Annotated in this window: 16 protein-coding genes and 1 pseudogene; 4 read left to right on the top strand and 13 right to left on the bottom strand. The window is 44.2% G+C overall.

The window, feature by feature from the left end:
* Positions 1-15 precede the first annotated feature (15 nt).
* The 12 genes from H6G96_RS22155 to H6G96_RS22100 all read right to left on the bottom strand — a co-directional run bounded on the left by H6G96_RS22155 (position 16) and on the right by H6G96_RS22100 (position 16,004).
* Positions 16-471, bottom strand: coding sequence for a cupin domain-containing protein (locus H6G96_RS22155; protein WP_347242265.1), 456 nt, complete (start codon positions 469-471; stop codon positions 16-18).
* A gap of 192 nt (positions 472-663) precedes the next feature.
* Entirely contained in the window at positions 664-1,413 is a 750-nt protein-coding gene (locus tag H6G96_RS22150; protein ID WP_190913455.1) for an SDR family oxidoreductase, read from the bottom strand.
* A 126-nt stretch (positions 1,414-1,539) separates the two neighbouring features.
* Complete coding sequence (locus H6G96_RS22145) at positions 1,540-2,052, bottom strand: DUF2721 domain-containing protein (protein WP_277932941.1); 513 nt, start codon at positions 2,050-2,052, stop codon at positions 1,540-1,542.
* Between the two features lie 38 nt (positions 2,053-2,090).
* On the bottom strand, positions 2,091-2,375 hold the full coding sequence (locus H6G96_RS22140) for a hypothetical protein (protein WP_190913453.1): 285 nt from the start codon (positions 2,373-2,375) through the stop codon (positions 2,091-2,093).
* A 189-nt stretch (positions 2,376-2,564) separates the two neighbouring features.
* Positions 2,565-3,149: an NAD(P)H-dependent oxidoreductase gene (locus H6G96_RS22135; RefSeq protein ID WP_190913452.1), complete on the bottom strand. Its 585-nt coding sequence runs from the start codon at positions 3,147-3,149 to the stop codon at positions 2,565-2,567.
* Between the two features lie 174 nt (positions 3,150-3,323).
* Positions 3,324-3,731: a hypothetical protein gene (locus tag H6G96_RS22130; RefSeq protein ID WP_190913451.1), complete on the bottom strand. Its 408-nt coding sequence runs from the start codon at positions 3,729-3,731 to the stop codon at positions 3,324-3,326.
* 20 nt (positions 3,732-3,751) lie between these two features.
* Positions 3,752-4,693 carry an NAD(P)-dependent oxidoreductase gene (locus tag H6G96_RS22125; protein ID WP_190913450.1) on the bottom strand — a complete coding sequence of 314 codons (942 nt, stop codon included), beginning with the start codon at positions 4,691-4,693 and terminating at the stop codon, positions 3,752-3,754.
* 184 nt (positions 4,694-4,877) lie between these two features.
* A complete protein-coding gene (locus H6G96_RS22120; protein ID WP_190913449.1) occupies positions 4,878-5,345 on the bottom strand; it encodes a VOC family protein in 468 nt (155 codons plus the stop codon).
* Between the two features lie 501 nt (positions 5,346-5,846).
* Positions 5,847-6,404 carry a thioredoxin domain-containing protein gene (locus H6G96_RS22115; protein ID WP_190913448.1) on the bottom strand — a complete coding sequence of 186 codons (558 nt, stop codon included), beginning with the start codon at positions 6,402-6,404 and terminating at the stop codon, positions 5,847-5,849.
* A gap of 205 nt (positions 6,405-6,609) precedes the next feature.
* On the bottom strand, positions 6,610-7,239 hold the full coding sequence (locus H6G96_RS22110; protein ID WP_190913447.1) for a response regulator transcription factor: 630 nt from the start codon (positions 7,237-7,239) through the stop codon (positions 6,610-6,612).
* On the bottom strand, positions 7,236-13,226 hold the full coding sequence (locus H6G96_RS22105; protein ID WP_190913606.1) for an AAA family ATPase: 5,991 nt from the start codon (positions 13,224-13,226) through the stop codon (positions 7,236-7,238). The genes H6G96_RS22110 and H6G96_RS22105 overlap by 4 nt, the downstream gene beginning before the upstream one ends.
* A gap of 537 nt (positions 13,227-13,763) precedes the next feature.
* Entirely contained in the window at positions 13,764-16,004 is a 2,241-nt protein-coding gene (locus H6G96_RS22100) for a DUF1796 family putative cysteine peptidase (protein ID WP_190913446.1), read from the bottom strand.
* A gap of 515 nt (positions 16,005-16,519) precedes the next feature.
* Here H6G96_RS22100 and H6G96_RS22095 point away from each other — a divergent pair.
* From H6G96_RS22095 to H6G96_RS22080, 4 genes and pseudogenes are all read left to right on the top strand, one after another.
* Positions 16,520-16,636: pseudogene (locus tag H6G96_RS22095) on the top strand (transposase); the annotation flags it as partial.
* Positions 16,637-16,773: 137 nt separating this feature from the next.
* Positions 16,774-17,079: a microviridin/marinostatin family tricyclic proteinase inhibitor gene (locus H6G96_RS22090; protein WP_190913445.1), complete on the top strand. Its 306-nt coding sequence runs from the start codon at positions 16,774-16,776 to the stop codon at positions 17,077-17,079.
* 175 nt (positions 17,080-17,254) lie between these two features.
* The gene (locus H6G96_RS22085) at positions 17,255-18,286 is read left to right on the top strand and encodes an MvdC family ATP-grasp ribosomal peptide maturase (protein ID WP_190913444.1); all 1,032 of its coding nucleotides are present in this window, start codon (positions 17,255-17,257) and stop codon (positions 18,284-18,286) included.
* Positions 18,287-18,355: 69 nt separating this feature from the next.
* Positions 18,356-19,321: an MvdD family ATP-grasp ribosomal peptide maturase gene (locus H6G96_RS22080; protein WP_190913443.1), complete on the top strand. Its 966-nt coding sequence runs from the start codon at positions 18,356-18,358 to the stop codon at positions 19,319-19,321.
* Between the two features lie 136 nt (positions 19,322-19,457).
* On the opposite strand, the gene H6G96_RS22075 is transcribed toward H6G96_RS22080, so the two are convergent.
* Positions 19,458-20,012 (bottom strand): cupin domain-containing protein, encoded by a 555-nt coding sequence (locus H6G96_RS22075; RefSeq protein ID WP_190913442.1) that lies wholly within the window; start codon positions 20,010-20,012, stop codon positions 19,458-19,460.
* Positions 20,013-20,225: the final 213 nt, after the last annotated feature.

The raw sequence follows: 20,225 nt of genomic DNA, 5'->3' as shown, positions 1-20,225 counted from the left end.
GTGCAATTTTGCGTCTTACTCGTCGTCCGGTGTGGTCAGGTTCTCTTCATTGGTATCGACAACAAAGACGGCTAGCATACGCATGGGTTGAGTATTACTGGCATTTGCGCTGACACGATGATGATCGCCAGGTACTTCAAAAAAGTTCTCACCAGCGTGATACACCTGCTCCGGATTATCATTGATTTTGCTACGAATCGCACCTTCCAGCACTGTTGCATAGACAAAAGCCGAGGCTGCATGGGTATGTGCGGGTGTTGAGCCACCTGGCGCATATTCGACCAGCAAGCCTTTGACACTCTTTCCAGACACATTGGGAAGGGCGCGATCAAAGACCAGCGTTACCTTAGACGTATCAGCAGATAAATCATTGGCTGAAGCTGCAAAAACAGGGAGAGTTGTGAATATGGAGAGTACTATGAATATGGAGAGAGTCATGAATGCAACTCGCGAGAAAATAAGAGTAAACACTTCCGTTCTCCTTGCGTGAATACAAACTGGTAGATATAAATTCGTATGATGTGCCCTCATGCTGAATCAAGCCGATCGCGGATTAGACATATGTAGGTTGAGTTGAGCTTTGCAAAACTTAGCAGTTGCGGGATGCTGGGCTTTGTGTCCTCAACTCAACCGATGTCAGCATTGAATTCTCATTGCTGATCTTTAAGCGATAGAGCGGTTGAGCCAGTCCTCGAAACGGGTCGAGCCAATGAGCGAGTTGCCCTGTGGAACGAGCTGATCGTTCAACGCTGCACCAAAGTAACGGGCGTGGCTGTCTACAACTACCTGACGTGAGTCGTGAGTTACACTCAGGAATTGGCGGATGATTTCCTCAAAATGAAACCGATCTGGACCCGCTAAATCGATAATGCCGTTGACTGGCGCTCCCAGTGTGATATCGACCAGCGCATCTGCAACGTCATCTGACAGGATGGGCTGGATAAAGGCAGGGGGCAAATGAACTGTTTGCCCATCCGTGGGAAATTGAGCAATGATCGTCTCGATGAACTCAAAGAACTGCGTAGCGCGAACGATAGTATAGGGTATTCCTGCGGACTGGATCAACTTTTCCTGAGCGACTTTCGCACGCATATAGCCGCTATCAGGGATGCGATCGGCACCGACTATTGACACCACAACGTGATGAGCCACACCCACGTTTGCTTCCGCCGCAAGCAGGTTTCGGGATGACTTCTCGAAGAACTCCAACACCGCCGCATCCTCAAAGGAGGGTGAATTCGTCACATCGACAACAACTTGGGTGCCCACTAACACCTCAGCTAGTCCCTCACCTGTAACGGCATTGACACCTGAAGAAGGGGACGCTGCCACCGTTTCATGTCCGCGCTCACGTAGCCTACTGACAAGCTTCTTACCGATCAGTCCATTGCCACCAATGACAACAATTTTCATGACAAAACCTCTGATAATTTAAAGAACAGAGTTGTTGAGTTTTGAGCCATCCGCAGTGAGTTGTGAAAAAACGAGAACTTACTCTCGATTGAATGCGTAGGTCTTTGCCAATATTTTGCTCCTAGCTCAATTTCCTGCCAGTTTGGTGTGTTGGTGGCGGCACAGGCGACAAATACGATGCACCTCTAATTGAATGGAATAGTGAGATGTGCGAAGCTCGTAAGCAATCAAAACTATGCCCCCAAAAAGAACGGCAACTCCGCCGAGAAAGACTATCAGTGCCATCTGTGATAGCCAATTGGCATTAATGGCGACTGCTATAGCAATGACCAGCATATCCAGCATAAAGACTAGGATGGAAGTATAAGTAAGAACAAGAGCATCATGCACGAAATGATGGTGTCTCAGCAGATCCCTCAGCAGGGATTCAAGTTCTTGTAACCTCTGAGCTTTGTTTTGATTGTGAGCCAGATCGGACTCCTGCAAGTCGCTCAGTTCGTGGTTGACGGTACGTAGGCGATCGCCAAGGGAACCGTACCGGACAATCAACCCATTTACCACGATGGCACAAGCCGTGATCATGACGACAGGCGCAATGATCAGGTCAATTGTCTTTGTCACTTCCTCAATTGACGACATAATGCCACGCTCCCTTAGATAAGGCGTTAACCATATCTCTATTTGATTTCGGCGGGGTCGAATTCGGTGACTCGTCCCGGACGGGCAGCCAGAAATACATCGTAGGAAGAACAATAGGCAATCGTGACATCATCAGCTTTGTTGTAAAGATGAACGACCGTGTTCGCTCCTCCAGGTTGAAGGGCAATAGGTTCCAGGTCGCCAAAAAAGAGGCGACGAATGGTATCACCGCTGCCTAATTCATCCCTTAATTTCCGCAACAGAGCCAGTTTCCCTTCCAGGGTTGGAGGGGTTGGATCAGCAGGATGTTTTACTTGAGTCATAATTGTTCTCCAAGGTTGTTGAAATTACTGGTCAAACTTTTTCATACCCAGACGCAGTCAAGTTGCGATGAAACCATGCTGCTCAGGCAAGTAGCAGGTTTCTTTTTAACCAAGAGCCACAGTGGTGTGAACCTGGGAAGCCACACTTTTACCGTCTAAATCACTGAATGTTGAAATGCTCTACTTTGTTTAGACAGAAAGATTGAGTTTGGCAGTCACTGTTGCGAGTTTGCTGCCAAGTTGCAGGATACTTGTCTGTTGGGCTTCATCCTTCAAATTGCCATTCTCATCAAACGCTTGATAAGCGTTGCCAATTGCCTGCTGATCTGGCAATACCAGAACTCCAATGTTGCCAAGAATGGAACGGACATGAGTTAATCCTCGCAAGCCTCCCAAATTCCCAGGGGAAGCACTCATTAACACCGCAACTTTTTCTTTGAAACACACCAATGAAGGTTCGTCCGGTTCAGGACGCGATGCCCAATCGATCGCATTTTTCAGCAGTGGGGTGATCGAACTGTTATATTCTGGGCAGGCAATGAGGAATCCCTGATGCGCTTTCATGAGGGCCTTGAGCTTGAGGGCATTCTCTGGCAGTCCCTCAGCCTCCTCCAAATCTTCATCATAGAGCGGTAAGGGCAGATCGCGAAAATCCAGGTAGGACACTTCTGCACCTACGGCTTTAGCTCCTTCAACGGCAATTTTCGCCAGTTTTTTGTTGACAGAATCTTGGCGAGCACTCCCAGCAAAAGCGAGAATTTTGGCAGTAATCATGAATTCCTCCTTTCCTTCTAGTTTTCTCGTGATGAGTCTATGGTTGTTGAGTTAAATTGTGAAAACATGAGAACTTACCCTCGTTCAGGCGTGTTTTTCACTCATGGCATTTTCACAGAGGTATGCAAACCGGAACAGTAGGGGACGAGAGTGGTTAAAACCGTTGAGAGGAAATCATATTGCCTTCTCTGGTGACTGAATTGTTCTCAACGCTAATCCACTAATCCAACATCCCAATCCATCGACAATTAACATCAGGTAAGCGGTGACTTGGAAAAGCAAGCCAAACCCTTCAAAGGACACTTGAGAAACATGATCTGGGCTAATGACCAAGTGATGATTGTAGATTGCAGAAAGGAGTGAGCCTGCCATTGAACCTAGCAAGAGCCAGCTACCGATGCGGTAGAACGGTGTCCAGAGTAAACCGGCTGCAATAATGGGAGCTAATATCACCACAACACCTACAAACAAACCCTGAAGTAGAGAAAGGGAAACTGGGATTTCGTTATGCGCGAAGCCGTGCAGTCCATGAACGATTACATGCATAACGACGATCGCTGTTCCATACTGAGCAATCTTCATCTTACTTTTCCTTTAACTTGTTAACTGGCATGAGCCGCAACGGTATTAACCATCCATTCCAACGGTCGAGGCTGAAAATTTAGTTCGCGTTTTGCTTTGGCATTCGATGCGCCTCGCATTTGAGTTTGGTAGTAAACAATGTCTGCACCCCCCTCCAGTTTGAGAGCATCTTCAACGGATACTCGCGGCGGGGGTGGAGCATTCAGCGATTGAGCAAACGCAGGCAGCCAATCGCGCACCGCTAAAGGCTGATCATCCACAATCAGATAAACGCCCCTGTTGCCCTGCTCTGCGGCTGCAACTGTTGCGATCGCTGCATCCTCAATGTGTAACCACGACCAAACGCCATCACCATTTCCAACAATTGGAAACTGTTGCTGCCGCACCTGTTGCCCTACATCACCATCAGGATTGAACCAGGTGCCGGATCCGTAGAAGAAACCATAGCGTAAGGCAATTCCTTGGAGATTGGATGTTTCCAATAAACGGTGTTCAATCTCAGTTACGAGGTGAGCATCTGCGGCAACGGCGGGGGAGGCATCAAGCGATAACGGTGTTTCCTCATCTGCCAATCCAGCACCAGGAATTCCCCAGAAGGCGACCGACTGTCTCAGGTAACGGCGCACCCCTGCTGCCTGCGCTGCCGCCAGCACATTGGCTCCGCCTTCTAATCGAATGCGCGTATTCAGAGGCCCTGCTGCACTCATTGATTCGCGGCTGTAAGTTTTGGGTAAGGCGGTGAGTTGTTCAATCACCACCTCCGGTTGAGCCTGGGCGATCGCTGCTTTAACTGAATCTGCATCGAATACATCTGCGATCGCTGGTTCGATTCCCTGTGCCGTTAATGACTCTGCTCTTTCTTGGGAGCGGGTCAGCGCGACAACGTTGTGTCCTTTGGCAAGTAATTGGTCGAGTAACGGGCGACCGATCGCTCCTGTTGCCCCGGCAACAAAAATCTTCATCTGTAAATCCTCCAAAACTTGTTGGTTAGTATGGTACTACATTGCATTGATAGCGGAAGTGGTAGAGGGGTAAGGGAGTAGAGGGGATGATAAATAACTCCTTCATTCCTCTACTTCTCCACCTATTTCCTTCATAAACCTCTGTCGTGAACTTCGCTTCTGTTCTTAAGCGATCGATGTTCCATTACCGTCCGGGAAGCCGCACCCTGACCTCTTGGAGTATCCAACCATTGCCGTCAGGATCACTGAACGAGGCATAGGAAGCATAATCGCCACGCTTTGGATCGGGACCTGGTACTCGTCCCTCAGTTCCTGCATGGTGGAAGATCCCGCCGATGTCGTGGAACACTTCACTTACCTCCACACCCCGCTCAACAAGTTCGGCACGGGCTGCTTCGATGTCGTAAACGATGAGATACAAGCCTTGAACTGAGCCTGGCTCGGCTAACGACACTCCTTTCCCAAAGATGATTGATGCTTGCGATCCAGGCGGGGTAAATTGCACGACTCGGAAACCATTCTCGCCAGGAAAGTCAGCATCGAGTCGCCATCCCAACGTTTTGTAAAAGTCTTTGGAGCGATCAACATCGGCAACGGGTATCACCACAACTTCGAGTTTCATGTCTTGACTAGTTACAGAATTGCTACTCATCTTGTTCTCCTTTAAATTGGTGGATTTGCTGTTTAGATTCGTTACTTTTTATTCTTGTGCGATCGCTCAATTTAGACCACTCAAGTTCTTTGAGTTAAAACGTGATTTAATCGTTCGGTATTGGAGGAAAGCAGCAGGAAATTGTCAAAAGAGGCAGGGGAGCAGGGAGCAAGGGAGACGATCTGAGACAGAGCTTGTACTCCACCCCAGATGAACGCCCTAGAAGGGCGGGGCTTTTCTACGAAACGCTCCACGAACATACCTATGTTCCGCTACGCTCCGCACCAAAGGAAAGGGCTTGCTCCCCCTGCTCCCTGCCCCCTTCCCCTTTGCCTCTTCGGTGATGTGTGTCCTCCTAGACTTTCAGCATTCAAGTGAATTTAGCTTCGGTGTACCAAAGGTTGGGATGAATTGAACTAATACCTCTAATCCATCTGATTTGAAGTTAAAGTCATGAAGCGCTCCTCATGAAAACCTTTGTTGGGATAAACATCAAAAACGTTAGTTAATTGCTGCCACAATGGCTACTATCAATTGCTCAATAGTCCAACGTTCGCGATAACGAATCTCATTAACAAACAAAGCTGGTGCAGCTTCTACCCCACTTCGATATCCACCTTGAATGTCTGCAATGATGTGATCGATATAAACTCCTTTGGATAAATCTTGCAAAAACCGAGGAATGTCAAGTCCCAGACGATTCGCATATTCCACAAGGTATCCGTTTTCTAACGCTTGTTGATAGATAAAGAGCATCTCATGCATCTGCCAAAACTGACCTTGCATTGCTGCTGCTTCCGCTGCTTCTGCTGCCCGTTGAGCATGAGGATGAATCTGTTTCTGGGGAAAATGACGAAAGATAAAACACACATCATTCTTCGCCAAAGAATGACTTAACTGCTGTTGAGCGGCTTTAATCAACCGATAGGCGTTTGCACTTTGAAAACATTCATAATCTCCATACATGATGAGTACAACACTGGCACTTAGCACACCTTGAATGTGATCCTGAATTAAAGGCGGGACAAACAAGGAATGATGCTTGCGATCGTCAGCCATCTTTCAGACCTGTCAAGCAAACTTAAACCCTGCAACTAAATTGCTGTTAGCGTTTGCATGAAGTCAATATAGGTAATTTACTTTTACATGTCATCCACTGAAAGTCCATAATTTGGCACAACATAAGGATGGATGAAGTAATCCATCAAAAGTAGTAGATTGACTCCGACTAAAGTCGGAATCCAAGCCTCGACTAAAGTGAAACCTATAAATTAACAAGCCCACGTTTAACAGCAACAATGACGGCTTGGGTGCGATCGCTAACTCCCAGCTTGCTCAAAATACGAGTCACATGCGATTTAACAGTGCTTTCACCAATATTTAGAGCAGTTCCAATGTCTTGATTACTCAATCCCTGCGCCATTAAACGGAGCACTTCTAGCTCTCGCTCACTGAGTACTGGGTTGTTCATCCGTTCTACCAATTTTCTTCCCACGGTCGGAGAAACATACTGCTGACCATTATGAACGATGCGGATCGCATTCAAAAGTTCATTTGGTTTTGCATCTTTAAGCAGATAGCCCTGAGCACCTGCTCGCAATCCTCGATAAATATCTTCGTCACCATCGTATGTGGTTAGCACAATAATTCGAGCTGACTTAAATTCAGCACAAATCGCAGTAATGGCTTCAACCCCTGCCATTCTCGGCATTCGTAAATCCATGAGGGTGACATCAGGCTGATGTTCACGATAACGGTCGATCGCCTGTTGTCCGTCCTCTGCTTGAGCAACCACTGTCATTTCTGGATCATAGTTAATGATGTTTGCCAATCCTTCTGTAACGAGGGAGTGATCGTCAACAATCAGAACCCGAATTTTAGTGGATTGACTCATGATGATTCTCGCTCCCGATTGACAGTGACAATAATTTCTGTTCCTTGCCCAGGTTGGCTTTGAATTGCCAGGTGTGCGCCAATCCGTTCTGCTCGCTCGCTCATTCCCAACAAACCAAAGCCACCAAGTGATGAAAGGCTCCCAACGCCAAAGCCCTGTCCATCATCTTTAATGTGCAGAAGACATTGAGTATCCTCATACACTAGCTCAACCAGAATTATACTAGCATTTGCGTACTTGATGGCGTTTGTTAAAGCTTCCTGTCCAATCCGTAGTAAATGATTTTCCACTTCAGTTGGAAGAGAGTAAATTATACCCTTGCTTTCGTAGATTAAAGTCGTCTTAGTAGTTGAGCGCATTTGAGTCACAAGGCGATGTAAAGCACTCTGTAAAGTATTCTCTTCTAACAACTGGGGACGGAGCGCTACCACTGAACGACGAGCTTCAGCAAGTCCAGTTCGAGCTAATTCATCAATCTTTTCCAGCCTTTCCAGATATATCTGAGCAGAGCCTGAATCATCTACCAGCATTTGTGTTACAGATCCTACATGAAGCAAAATGCCTGTAAAAGCCTGTGCTAACGAATCGTGAATTTCTCGTGCCATGCGGTTGCGCTCTTCCAGAATTGAAGTTTCTTCAGCACGTCTGCGATCACTAATGTCTGCAATCAGACCATAGTATCCTTTCACTTGACCATTGTCATCGAAATCAGGGATGAGGGAATTACTGATATATTTCTTGCCAAACACACAAGGAATTTCTGCCTCATAGGTTGTGATTTGGCCTGCCAGTGCTTGATTGATGTATGGTTGTACAACTTGATAAGACGCTTCACCTAAGTTTTCGCAAACATGCTTGCCTAGAATCTCACCTGGACTACGGTGAAACCATTCCTCGTAAGTGCGGTTGGCAAACCGATAACGCTGGTTGGCATCTACATAGGTGATACAAACAGGTAGAGCGTTCGTAATCACTCGTAATTCCTGTTCTCGATGGCGTAGTTCTGCTTCGCTTTGCTGTAAAGCTGCTGTCCGTGCTGCAACCTGTTGTTCTAAGGTGCGATTATAATCAGCAAGTAGTCTCTCAGCTTTCTTGCGTTCGGTAATGTCTTGAAAGGCAACGATTCCATAAACTACATTGCCCTGTTCATCAAAGACAGGAGTGCCCCATACCTCAATTGGAATGGTTGCATTGTTCTGCCGGATATCTACATCATCAATCTTAGTACGTTCCCCGCTCAACGCCCGGATGGCTGGCAGTCTCTCTGTTGGATAGATTTGATTCGTTTCGGTCACATAGAACTGATAAACCTCAGCGATTTGATTAGGTGGTACGGAAGGATCAATCCCTCTACCCATTAACTGGATACCCCGTTGATTGGCGTAATAAGGACGACCTGCCGCATCGACGATGCCAATTCCAACTGGAATCGCTTCTAGAAATTGAGCCATCTGGCTTTCGCTCGTGCGTAGCTTTGAGTAGAGTTTGGCATTCTCGATCGCAATTGCTGCCTGAGTAGATAGTAGATTTAGAAGTTGTGTTCGCATAGCGTCTCCTTCGGAGAATCGCTCCGGTGTAAATGCTCCAGTTGCTAATTGATTTTCCAGATACAGCACACCAACAAGTTTACTTTGATTCAACAGCGGCAAACAAAGAAGTGATTTCGTTTGGTTCTGCTGAATATATGGCTCATTGATGAAATTACCTTCACGAGTTGCATCATTTAAGATTACAGATTCATGAGTCCGAATCACATAATGAATGATAGATTCGGGTAAGCGATTTACTATTGAAACCGATTGCAGTACTTGTGTAGTACAAAGATTCGCTCCATCATTGAGTTCACAAGCAGCCTCGATCGCCCATTCTCCTGCATTTTCTAAAATCAAACATCCAGTTTGTGCGCCAGCGTTCTCAATTAATATCTGCATCAAAGAATTGAGTAGCTGATCCAGTTCAATTTCGCGAGAGATGGTGTGGAATGCTCTGATCACTGTTGCTAAATCGAAAGCAATATGTGAGGTGTTAGAAGTAGTTCCAGCAGTGGTATGAACTTGTGTGAGAGCCAGATTCAGTGACTGAGGAAAAAACTGTGGATAGCGGGTCTCTAAATCTTTGGCTTTTGCAGTTGCTCCCCACCGCTCATAGCAGTAATGCGCTTCCTTCATATAGAGTTGAGCAAACCTTTCTCTACCACGAGCTAAGTAATGTTTGGCAGCTAACTCATAGCTTAAGGCTTCTTCTTGAAGGTACTCGTTTTCTTTAGCACCAAGAATTGCTTGTTCGTAAAACTCCTCTGCCTCAAAAAACTGACCCAAAACTCGTGCTTTCTCTGCCTCAACTAACTGAAATTTATGCAAAAAATTCATGGGGGCGTGGTTTGCCCATTTCTGCATCTTCTCTTGGTTGGCGTTAACACGATTCAACCAAGCTGCTTTTTCAGAGTTTGAAGCATCCGCAAACAAGCTCAAAAATATGAGGGAATCATAGAAATGAAATGGAGGTACAGAGACTAATGCTGTGGCTGCGCTTAAATATTGTTCTGCTAAAGTAGCCGTTTTTGCAGCTTGCTCATAATCCCCAAACAGATAGTATAAAATCAGCTTATTTAAGTAAAAATAGTGAAGGCTAGTTCCATCCTTGACCGCGATCGCCTGTGCTAGTGCTTGCTCTTCATCATAAATACAACCCACTAAGCGACTTGGATTTTCAGATTGACCTCGCAGGTTCAGGATTGTTTGCTGCAACATTGCCAGCCAAGTAGAAACAGTTTCTCGTCTAATTTGATTGGTGGCTTTCCGATAAATCGCTGTTTGTTGTTCCAGTTCTGTCAGTTCTTGTCCTGCAAAAAAGGGGCAATAACATAGGCTAAATGCACAATAACCTGCAAATTCAAACTCTCCACTTTCTATCCCGCTTTGATAAGCATCCGCTAAAGCGGGGAACGTCTCTTTAAGGTGGGCTTTCCAGTGAATGATATGGAAATTCACCATCAGCAATGCTTTGCAGTTAACTTTCTTGCTACTTAATCTTTTCGCTAAATTTAAGGATAGTTTGCCAAATCGATAGCCCAATTCAATGTCTTGTACAACTCCACATAGCATCATGCCATAGGCAGCATAACCGAGAATCGACCAGATAGCGTTTCCATTGGCGATCGATAGATTCACCATTTTGCACACAATCAGCACCATGAGAGGAGGTGACACATTAAAAGCCGCACCCACTGTGCTTACTAAAATGTGGATTGCTGCCAGTGGCACAGGTTCAGTCATCTCTGGCAGATCAATTAAATCTTCAATTTCCCGCCCAGCCAATTGTAAAGCTGTTTCCTTTAATCCTGCTTGAACGTCTAACTGACTTGGAGCTTCTACTAAACTAATTCCCAAGAGTTGCAGCACTTCCAAGCCAGTTTTAAGTGCTTCTTTAGGGTCTCCCTGCGACAGCCATGCTTGAATTCTGCTATCGTAAGCTTTCACTTTATCGAGCGATGTCTTCGCACGGTTGAGAACTTCTTCTACAAGCCGCTCCATTTGGTCAAAGTGACCACTGAGGTATGCTGCCTCTGCTGCCTCTGAATGCAACACCAAAGTTAGGTCATACTTACGCTGCCAACTTTCCACATCAAGGAGTTTAAGCCCTGCATTGAAATACTTGAAAGCTGCTTCATAAGCCGTCGCTGCCAGCGCTTTCTGACCTGCTTGCAAATTCAGTTTGGCAATCTCATTCCGTTGGGATTGCTCACTGATTAACTCAGTTCCATAATTCAGTTGGTCAACAATTTCAAACAACCGCTCTGCTAGCTGCTGTGGCGAAGTCTTTTCGAGTAAATTGTGACCGATTTGCAAATGTACCCCAAGTTTTTGCGACTCATCGATTAAGGCATAAGCTGCTTGCTGTACGCGATCGTGCAAAAACTTATATTCTTGAACTAACAAGTTTTCATCTAATTCAGATATAGGTTGAATTAATCCAGCTTGAATGGCTACTAGTAAATCTAGAGAAATTGCTTTAGGAGATTGTTCGCAAACGATCGCTAATGTATTTAAATTAAATTCAGCACCGATACAAGCTGCTAACTGGAGAATTTGCTGTGTGTTTTCTGGTAATTTATTTAACTGGATCAGTAGCAAATCCACCACATTATCGGTAATATCCTGGGCTTGAATATCAGCAATGTTCCATTGCCAGCATAAGTGTTGTGCATCAAATGTCAGCAGATTTTCACTATGCAGCATTCTCAAAAATTCACCGACAAAGAAAGGATTGCCCTCGGTTTTACGCAGTACTAACTCGGCTAAGGAACAAACTGTGTCTGCATTCTGATGTAGCGTCTCGGCAATCAACTGATTCAATGGCAAGAGCGTTAAGGGTGCTAAGATAATTTCCTGAAGCACTGCCCCTTGTTTTCGCAGTCTTAAGAGCGTTAACATCAACGGATGAGTTGGATTTACCTCATTATCTCGATAGGCTCCAATTAAAAATAGGAATTGGGTTTGTTCATCAAGCAACATCAGCTCGATTAACTTCAGCGTTGCTGAGTCTATCCATTGCAAATCATCTAAAAAGATAACAAGCGGGTGTGATGAACAAAACACCCGCACAAACTTTTGAAAAATTAGATTGAAGCGATTTTGAGTTTCAGTTGCTCCAACTTCTGATACAGGCGGCTGCTTACCGATAATTAATTCAACTTCCGGGATGATATCAATGATAATTTGTCCGTTGGTTCCCAAAGCCGTTAGCAAGCGCGATCGCCATTGTTGCACTTGCTCCTCTGGTTCACCGAGCAATTGTTGTACTAATTTTTGCAGGGCATCTGCGATCGCGCTGTAGGGAATATTGCGCTGAAATTGATCGAATTTACCAGAGACAAAATAGCCGCGTTTTGCAGTGATGGGCTTGTAGAGTTCTTGTACTAACGCTGATTTACCAACCCCAGCGTAGCCAGATACCAACATCATCTCAACTTGGAATTGAGAATTTTCTTGATTCTTCACTCTTAATTCTTCATTCCCTGTTTCTGCTACTCTGTCAAACGCTGCTAATAATGTTTCAATCTCTGCTTCGCGTCCATACAATTTTTGGGGAATTTGAAACCGATCCGAAACATCTTGAAGACCGAGTTGAATGCCATCGATTTTATCGGTTTGTGCGAACTGGTGAAGACCGATTTCTAAATCTGCTTTGATGCCCCAGGCACTCTGATAACGATCCTCTGCGTTTTTCGCCATCAATTTCAAAACGATATCTGAAACTGCTTTAGGGATCGTTGCATTCAGTTCGTGAGGTGGAACAGGCACTTTAGCAATATGACAATGGACTAGCTCAAGGATGTCTGTTGTTGGAAATGGCAGATGTCCGGTTAACAGTTCGTAGAACGTTACACCAAGGGAGTATAAATCGGTGCGGTAATCGAGCAAACGGTTCATCCGCCCGGTTTGCTCTGGAGACAAGTATGCGAGTGTTCCTTCTAATACATGAGGACTTTTGAAGGTTGGATTTGTGCGCTTAAATTGGGTGGCAATCCCAAAGTCAATAATTTTGACAACGCCAGTATCCAGGTTTAGAACTATGTTTCCAGGGTTGATATCTTTATGAATGATATTGGCTGCATGGATTCTACCCAGAATGTCGCAAATAGCGATCGCAAGACCTAGAAAAGTGGATAAAGGCATGGGGCAAAAGATATCTGGGCGCTTGTGCATCCATTGCTCTAGGGACTCTCCCCCAAAATCTTCTAAGATAATCACCAGAGTGCGTTGATAGTCTTGTTGGCTATATGCCTTGATCACTCCTTCCAAGTTAAGGGAACAGGTGATTTTATATTCCTGTCTGTAGCGGGTTAGTTCTTGAGGTGAGGGATAATCAAGCTTTAGTATTTTGGCAACGATCCCTACTCCATCGTCTCTGATGCCCCGATAAACTAGAGAATTAGAACTTTCATATATCTTGTTTTGAATGGCAATACCAGGTAGAGCAATCATAGAGCAAGGAGTATGATCTGGCATACCTCAAACTATACAGCAATACTTGCTGTTTGATAATCGAGAATAAATTTGATTAAATAAATGACTAAACTATTATGATACAACAGTCAACAATTTCTCCTCCAACGCCTTCAAAGAAGCCCGATTCAGCTTCCCTAACGACTCCAAAAACCTTGAACTGGTAGCTGCTCACTGATTCTTTCTCTTCATTCACCAATCAATATGCAATCTACAATCTCGATTCCCAAACACTGGGGCTACTCTCGCTTTGCTTTGGATCAGCGTACTAAAGATGGCGTTATTCTGGGGCTTCAATACTAGCCGAATGGTACTGAATTAGCTGAACAATTCGGTAATGGCTGGCGTTATGCCTTGATGTCTAATAGGAACTCTGACGAACTATTCCACTTTCAGGAGTCTCAAATCCAACCACTAGGCAATCAGCTAAATTAGAAACACTCACTTTTTCTATACTCAACACCGCTTAGAGCTTAACCGAACCGTATTGGGATCGCTCCGCTCCTACCTAATTTTTCACCCCTTCGGTATTTTCGGCGGACACCAAAATAGGTTTTTGCTAGACACCCCAAGGGATTCCAGAATTCCTCGCATTACCTCTGTGCAGTACATCCAGTGTCCTAAATCGTCATACATGCGATCAGGATTAAACTCCACGTTATAATGCAGCAAATTAGGAAGCTCTAAAAACTCATCATCGCTTTGGGGAGAAAGAAGCAAGAGATGAAATGGCTTCCCGTGGCATTGTTTTTCCAGCTTGTTAACCAGATCAATCACACCACCGCGATCGCTAATTCCTGTGCGAACAAAAAGCACTTTATCGCAGTGCCGCAGTGCGTACCAAAACCTTTCAGACCTTGCCGTGTACCGAACGCGCATCCGTTCATGGACGGGAGACATATCGCTGGTTGGGTCGTCTGTCTTCTCGACTTCATGGGCAAATGATAAACCTGACCACTTACTGTGGTAAATTCTGCCTGCATCAGGACTGTAATGCAGAAAAGCAGGGTTCCACATATCATCAAAACCGTTTTCGATCGCATCGGCGACATCTCCAATATTGGTGGTGCGCGTTAAATCAAAAGGAAAGGCGGGGCCATCGTACTCCATCTTATATAGCATCATGCGGACGGCACAGCGATCGCCAAGGGGAAGAATCGCTACACGGCTGATATCCGTTAATTTGCATTTGTATTGGAAAAACACCGCAGATTTAGGTGGTGCTTTCACCCGGCTTTCTAGCCCATCTTTGCCAATCATCATGGTACGAAAGGGGGAATCGGGATAAAGCGGATCTTCATAGACACCCGATGGCATGGCTTTAAGTGCGTTGCAAACCTCCGTCCACATCGGCTGGATGTTGTACTCGTTATCTGATTCATTGATCACCCAAAGGTGGCGTTCGTCTGCTTGCAAAATCCCCAGATGTCCGTCATAGAATAAAACGTTGTTCGGCGAAAAGAGATTAAAGGCGGTGGTATATTTTAGATCGGCACCAGGGGGAATGTTTATTGTAGTTGCGATCGCGCCATCCTCTACAGCAAAGAAGGGGAGCGTCCCTGGTTGGACATCCTTCGCAATGTAGATACCCGGTATCAATCCAGCCTTACTTTGCAGTGTGGTTTGTAGTTCCTGCCAATAGGGAGCGATCGTGTAGCTGTATTGCGATCGATTAACAATCCGTAAACGCTTCTCTTCCATACAGACAGAGACATGAAAGCCCGCATTGTCAAAGTAGATAGGAAATTCCTTCGGTTGCTGAAAGCCTTGTTTTTCTTTTGCTAATTTATCTTTGTCGATATCGAAGAGGCGCTGGTCGATCTGCTGATACATGAGGTTATGACCGACTGTGTTCGGGTGAGCCGGGTCGAAGGATATCCCCGCTTTCCATCGTCCTTGCCCATCATCCACAGCTGCTAACCAATCCAGTACAGGTACACCCCAACTTAGCATTCGGTTGTATGTGTCTCGGATCAGCCAGTAATGTTCCTGGGAATAATCGCCATTGGGATAGACTCCGCCCAGAATTGGAATTGCCCCGATGTCGCGCGTCATTTTTACAAGCTGCTGCAAGCCTCTTTCAAACCGTCGCTGTACTGCTCGTCGTTCGTGAGGGGGACAGTAAGCTAATCCTTCGTTGCCCAGAGACAAGGCAACGATCACAACATCCGGTTGTTCTGGGGTGACAACTGAGCCAAATCGAGCGATCGTTCTGCTGACATTCGCCCCCACTTCCGACACATTCACGAGTTTATGCCCATATTTTTGCTGTAAAGCCTCTGCCAACAGCCAAACCCAACCTTTCAAAAACCAGGCTTTATGACCTAATGCAACGGAACTCCCAATGACCACAATTTTGAGTCTTTCAGCCCCTTCTTCTACGGGCATTTTGACAGATGACTTTTCAATGTATCCAAAGGGGTAAGGTTGCAAATAACCGAATGCGCCATCATCCACAATAATTGTGCTGGAATTATCGTTAGGATTAATCGGAATCCAGCGATTTGTATTTAGTAAACTCTCCCACTGGGCATTACCCTTTACATCAAGATGTATGTACTTGTATTCAATCTGTTCATCGCCCGATAAAGGCTGCTCAATGTCAATTTCATCTGTCCACCATAAAGGATAGCGATCGCCACTTGTACGCAGGCGGACACATTTCACTATGTTCCACAGTCCCAACTCTGGAGCCGAACCGACAACACCGATGGATTCACCCGTTTGTGTGTATGCACTGATCTGGAATCGATACATAGAGTTTATCCTAGTTTAGTTAGTACAATACCAAACGGTCAGACTGAATCCTTAAACCTGCTTTGACAATATTACATACAACTACTGAGAGTCCGGTATTAATATTTTTAAGTACACTTTATGTCTAATTTACCTTACTCAAAGCTACCCGTAGTAAAGCTTTTCAAAAATTAAATCGTTTTTTTATAGAAGATTTAATACTCATCAAATAAAATATATTGCATTAAAAGTATTGAGACAACTAAGAACAAATAAAAATAAGGATAAGATTAAGTTAAATCTGTTCTATCGCTCCGTTAATGTACAGAAGAGAAAAATTCTTGAATTTATGGAATAAAATCATCTCATAATCTGTCAAAGTTCTACTTAGTAAACATTTTTAGCGTTTTCAGACTGAAGTAAGAATGTTTTATCTGTAATTAAAACATAAAAATTTAGGTTTCAGGATGCTAGTGATAAGATTTCCCGTAGAGCAAATGATTAACCTAGCAGGGATGAATGACCTCAATCTTTACGAAGAAATTAATAATAAACTTAAGCTAATTAAAAAATTAGGCTATGGCTTTCACAACTTTGAAAATTTTAAATTACAAAGTTTATTAACTTGGAATTTTGGTATTAATTGTCCATAAATGGAACAATAATGTCACTATATTCATACAACTATTACAAATGATTACAAATGAAATTTATGCTTACATAAATGAAATTCTATGTAGTATTATTGATTTAAGTATATGTGTATCTTTACTTAAACGTGGGAGAAATTATGTCTGAAAAAAAACCAGAAGAACTGAATTCACAAGCAGTACCCTTCTTTGCCAGATTTTTAGAAGGGCAAAGCTTTGAAGATTTATCTGATCAAGAATCAGAAGGGATTGGCGGCGGAAATTGTGGTGTAACCAGGGACAAAAAACATCAGAAGAAGAAACATCCATTGATCGAAACTCGGAAGTACCCATCCGATCAAGAAGATGGAGTAACAAAAAAGCATCCCTCTGATGATGAACAGATATTTGTTACTCTGAAGTTCCCTTCAGACGCCGAGGATAATGGAGGGGGATCAGCAAGTTAAAAATAAAATAACTGCATACTTTTAAGTACACCAGAGATGCAGTTTTAAAAATATCCTGAGAAGAAAAAGACTGTTAGCTTTGCCAACTCCATTTAGGGGTTGGTTTCCCATTAAAAAAGTTTATTTTTTTATAGTTGGCAGTAGTGACAATACAAAAACCTAATGAAAATATTTTATGTACCTTGACCGTGATGTGGTTTTATTAATCACCCATAGTGGTGATTACTTCACAATAGATAGAGTTGCAGAAGCTGTATCAAAACGAGGCGCACAGCCATTTCGCCTTGATACTGATAAGTTTCCGATGACAGTACAAATCGAGGCGAATTTCAGTAACTCTGGGAACAATCATAAACTGGAATATGGCGATGTCTTGCGACAAGCCGCTCCGCGTCTACGCTCCCTGAATACTGAGCAGGTGCAAGCAGTATGGATGCGACGGATCTGGCAACCTGATTTAGGTGAAGAATTGGCTCCACAATTCCAAGCAGCCTGCTCTAGCGAATCACTCGCAGTCTTAGATGGCTTTTGGGACAGTCTGAGGGGAGCTACCTGGGTGGATGATTTACAACGGATCAGTGCAGCTGAAAACAAGCTACGCCAACTGAGAATTGCATCGGAAGTTGGTCTTGTCATACCTCAGACTCTCGTCACTAATAATCCTCAACAAGCACGAGAGTTTTTTGGAGAAGTTAAAGGAAAAATGGTTGCCAAGCTACTCAGACCTCTTTCTTACGGGATGCAAGCCTCGTCTTTTTTCATGTATACCAGCGCGGTTAAAGAAGAAGACTTACTTGATGCTGAAACACTGCGCTATTCCCCTGTTGTATTTCAAGAACAAATCCCCAAACAGTTAGAACTACGTGCAGTGTATGTAAATGGTAATCTCTTTGTTGGCGCACTGGATGCGTCTGAGTATGCAGCATCTACCCAAGATTGGCGACGGGGAACAAAAGAGACTCTTAGCTGGCAACCATATCAATTACCTGATAAACTAATCCGTTGCCTCGATGCTTTTATGGCAAGGTTTGGACTGATTTTTGGAGCATTTGACTTTATCAAAACGCCATCAGGGGAATACGTTTTTTTAGAAATTAATCCTACAGGAGAGTGGGGAATGCTGGAGAGAGATTTGGACTACCCGATCGCAGACGCGATCGCAGATGCACTACTTTCAACAAGTCCTAAGCAAAATGCTTTTACTTAAAACCAACTGACAGCCTTTATAAATTTAGTAACTTATTAATTTTTAATTTTTAATTCGGAGCGAAGCAACGTGACTGTTTTAATCATTACTCACAGCCAAGACAACGAAAGTATTCCTCTAGTTATTCAGGCAATTGAAGCCCAAGGAGGAAAAGCATTTCGTTTTGACACAGACCGATTTCCTACAGAAATCACCTTAGATGTTTACTATGCTAAAAGTGAGCGAGTTACTCTAAGCGTTGACAACCAGACATTAGATTTGAATGAAGTGTCAGCAGTTTGGTATCGCCGTATCGCAATTGGGTCAAGAATTCCCGACTCAATGGACAAGCAACTTAGACAAGCCTCGCTCAAAGAATCTCGCGTCACCATTGAGGGAATGATTGCCAGTATTAAGGGTTTCCATCTCGACCCTCTGCCAAATATTCGCCGAGCCGAAAATAAGCAACTGCAATTACGAATAGCACGAGAGATCGGTTTAGATACGCCACGTACTCTGACTACAAACAATTCAGTGACAGTAAAGCAATTTGCCCAAGAGTGTAAGGAGGGAATGATTACAAAGATGCTCTCTTCCTTTGCCATTTACGATGAACAAGGACGAGAAAAAGTTGTATTTACGAATCCAATTTCATCTGAGGATTTGGACAACCTCGATGGATTACGTTTCTGCCCAATGACATTTCAAGAAAAAATTCCTAAAGCATTGGAATTGCGGACAATTATTGTAGGCAAACGTGTGCTGACAGCTGCGGTTGATTCTCAAGCTTTGGATAAGGCGCGTTACGACTGGCGCAAACAGGGAATTGCCTTACTTGACGCTTGGGAACCGTACACTCTGCCTGAAGATGTTGAAGAGAAACTGCTCAAACTCATGGCAGAATTTGGTTTGAACTATGGAGCTATTGATATTATTTTGACTCCTGATGGTCGTCATGTATTTCTTGAGGTTAACCCAGTTGGCGAGTTTTTCTGGTTAGAACGCAGTCCTGGCTTACCCATTTCCGAGGCGATCGCACAGGTTCTACAAAATTAAAGTTAAGAATTATTCGGTGCAAATTTAGAGAAAATTGGTCAGGACTTACGCAAAATACCTCTCAAACTCTTATTCCTCCGTGTTCTCTGTGCATCTGCTATATAAAGATCACACATGGCTACAAGAGCAATAATATTTAACGCGGGTTTTGGAGCGAATCACTGATTTGAGTACCTGTATAATTTGGAACCCAACCTTCTGCAATTGCAAAATAGCGTATCCCTTTGAATTTCAACGATGCAGTTGGACTGCACCAATGCTCAACGCCGGCGGGGATATAAAGATAGTCTTGTGCCTGAACTAAAAGCTGTACTTGGCTGCCATCAGGTCGCACAAAGCCATAAATCATTTCTCCTGCCAACACGTAGAGGGGTTCAGCAGCAGGATGAGTATGGTAACGACCGTAAGTTGCTATTAGGTGGTGAAGATTGAAAGAACCTGGATGTACATTTAGCAAATCACACCAGAGAGCGCCATTTTCTTGCTGAATAAATTCAAAAACGCTGTTATGGAGTTCTACACAATAACGTTTCTCAGACTCAGTTAAAATGTCCTGGTCTAGCATATCGGGGAAGAGAAGCGATGTTCCTGGGTCATAATGTCTGAGTTGAATCCCAAGAGGCTCAAGTTCACGAGCTATTTCGCCTAAATCGCTCTCAATCTTACCGTCATCAAGTAGTAGGTTAGCCATGACCAAAAAGACTAATTAACTGTTAAGAAGAGTATACTCAACTTTAAGTTAAAAAACCACTATTCCCGACTGATAAACCGGGGTTTGTGGGAATGGAGCATAGGGCATGGTGAGATGAGGGGGATGAAGGAAATGGAGCTTCAGAATAATCAATGCTCATGCCCATTAACAGAAGAAATTTATCGCCAGAGTGATGATCATTGGTACCACTAG

Source organism: Nostoc sp. FACHB-892 (assembly GCF_014698795.1).
In the GTDB taxonomy this organism is placed as follows: Bacteria; Cyanobacteriota; Cyanobacteriia; order Cyanobacteriales; family Nostocaceae; genus Nostoc.
This window is presented reverse-complemented; position numbering and strand designations above follow the sequence as displayed.

What these genes read in the sequence shown, in the direction of transcription:
- H6G96_RS22150 (WP_190913455.1), bottom strand. Translation starts at nt 1,413, where the DNA reads ATGAAAATTGTTGTCATTGGTGGCAATGGACTGATCGGTAAGAAGCTT.
- H6G96_RS22145 (WP_277932941.1), bottom strand. Translation starts at nt 2,052, where the DNA reads ATGTCGTCAATTGAGGAAGTGACAAAGACAATTGACCTGATCATTGCG.
- H6G96_RS22140 (WP_190913453.1), bottom strand. Translation starts at nt 2,375, where the DNA reads ATGACTCAAGTAAAACATCCTGCTGATCCAACCCCTCCAACCCTGGAA.
- H6G96_RS22135 (WP_190913452.1), bottom strand. Translation starts at nt 3,149, where the DNA reads ATGATTACTGCCAAAATTCTCGCTTTTGCTGGGAGTGCTCGCCAAGAT.
- H6G96_RS22130 (WP_190913451.1), bottom strand. Translation starts at nt 3,731, where the DNA reads ATGAAGATTGCTCAGTATGGAACAGCGATCGTCGTTATGCATGTAATC.
- H6G96_RS22125 (WP_190913450.1), bottom strand. Translation starts at nt 4,693, where the DNA reads ATGAAGATTTTTGTTGCCGGGGCAACAGGAGCGATCGGTCGCCCGTTA.
- H6G96_RS22120 (WP_190913449.1), bottom strand. Translation starts at nt 5,345, where the DNA reads ATGAGTAGCAATTCTGTAACTAGTCAAGACATGAAACTCGAAGTTGTG.
- H6G96_RS22115 (WP_190913448.1), bottom strand. Translation starts at nt 6,404, where the DNA reads ATGGCTGACGATCGCAAGCATCATTCCTTGTTTGTCCCGCCTTTAATT.
- H6G96_RS22110 (WP_190913447.1), bottom strand. Translation starts at nt 7,239, where the DNA reads ATGAGTCAATCCACTAAAATTCGGGTTCTGATTGTTGACGATCACTCC.
- H6G96_RS22105 (WP_190913606.1), bottom strand. Translation starts at nt 13,226, where the DNA reads ATGATTGCTCTACCTGGTATTGCCATTCAAAACAAGATATATGAAAGT.
- H6G96_RS22100 (WP_190913446.1), bottom strand. Translation starts at nt 16,004, where the DNA reads ATGTATCGATTCCAGATCAGTGCATACACACAAACGGGTGAATCCATC.
- H6G96_RS22090 (WP_190913445.1), top strand. Translation starts at nt 16,774, where the DNA reads ATGTCTGAAAAAAAACCAGAAGAACTGAATTCACAAGCAGTACCCTTC.
- H6G96_RS22085 (WP_190913444.1), top strand. Translation starts at nt 17,255, where the DNA reads ATGTACCTTGACCGTGATGTGGTTTTATTAATCACCCATAGTGGTGAT.
- H6G96_RS22075 (WP_190913442.1), bottom strand. Translation starts at nt 20,012, where the DNA reads ATGGCTAACCTACTACTTGATGACGGTAAGATTGAGAGCGATTTAGGC.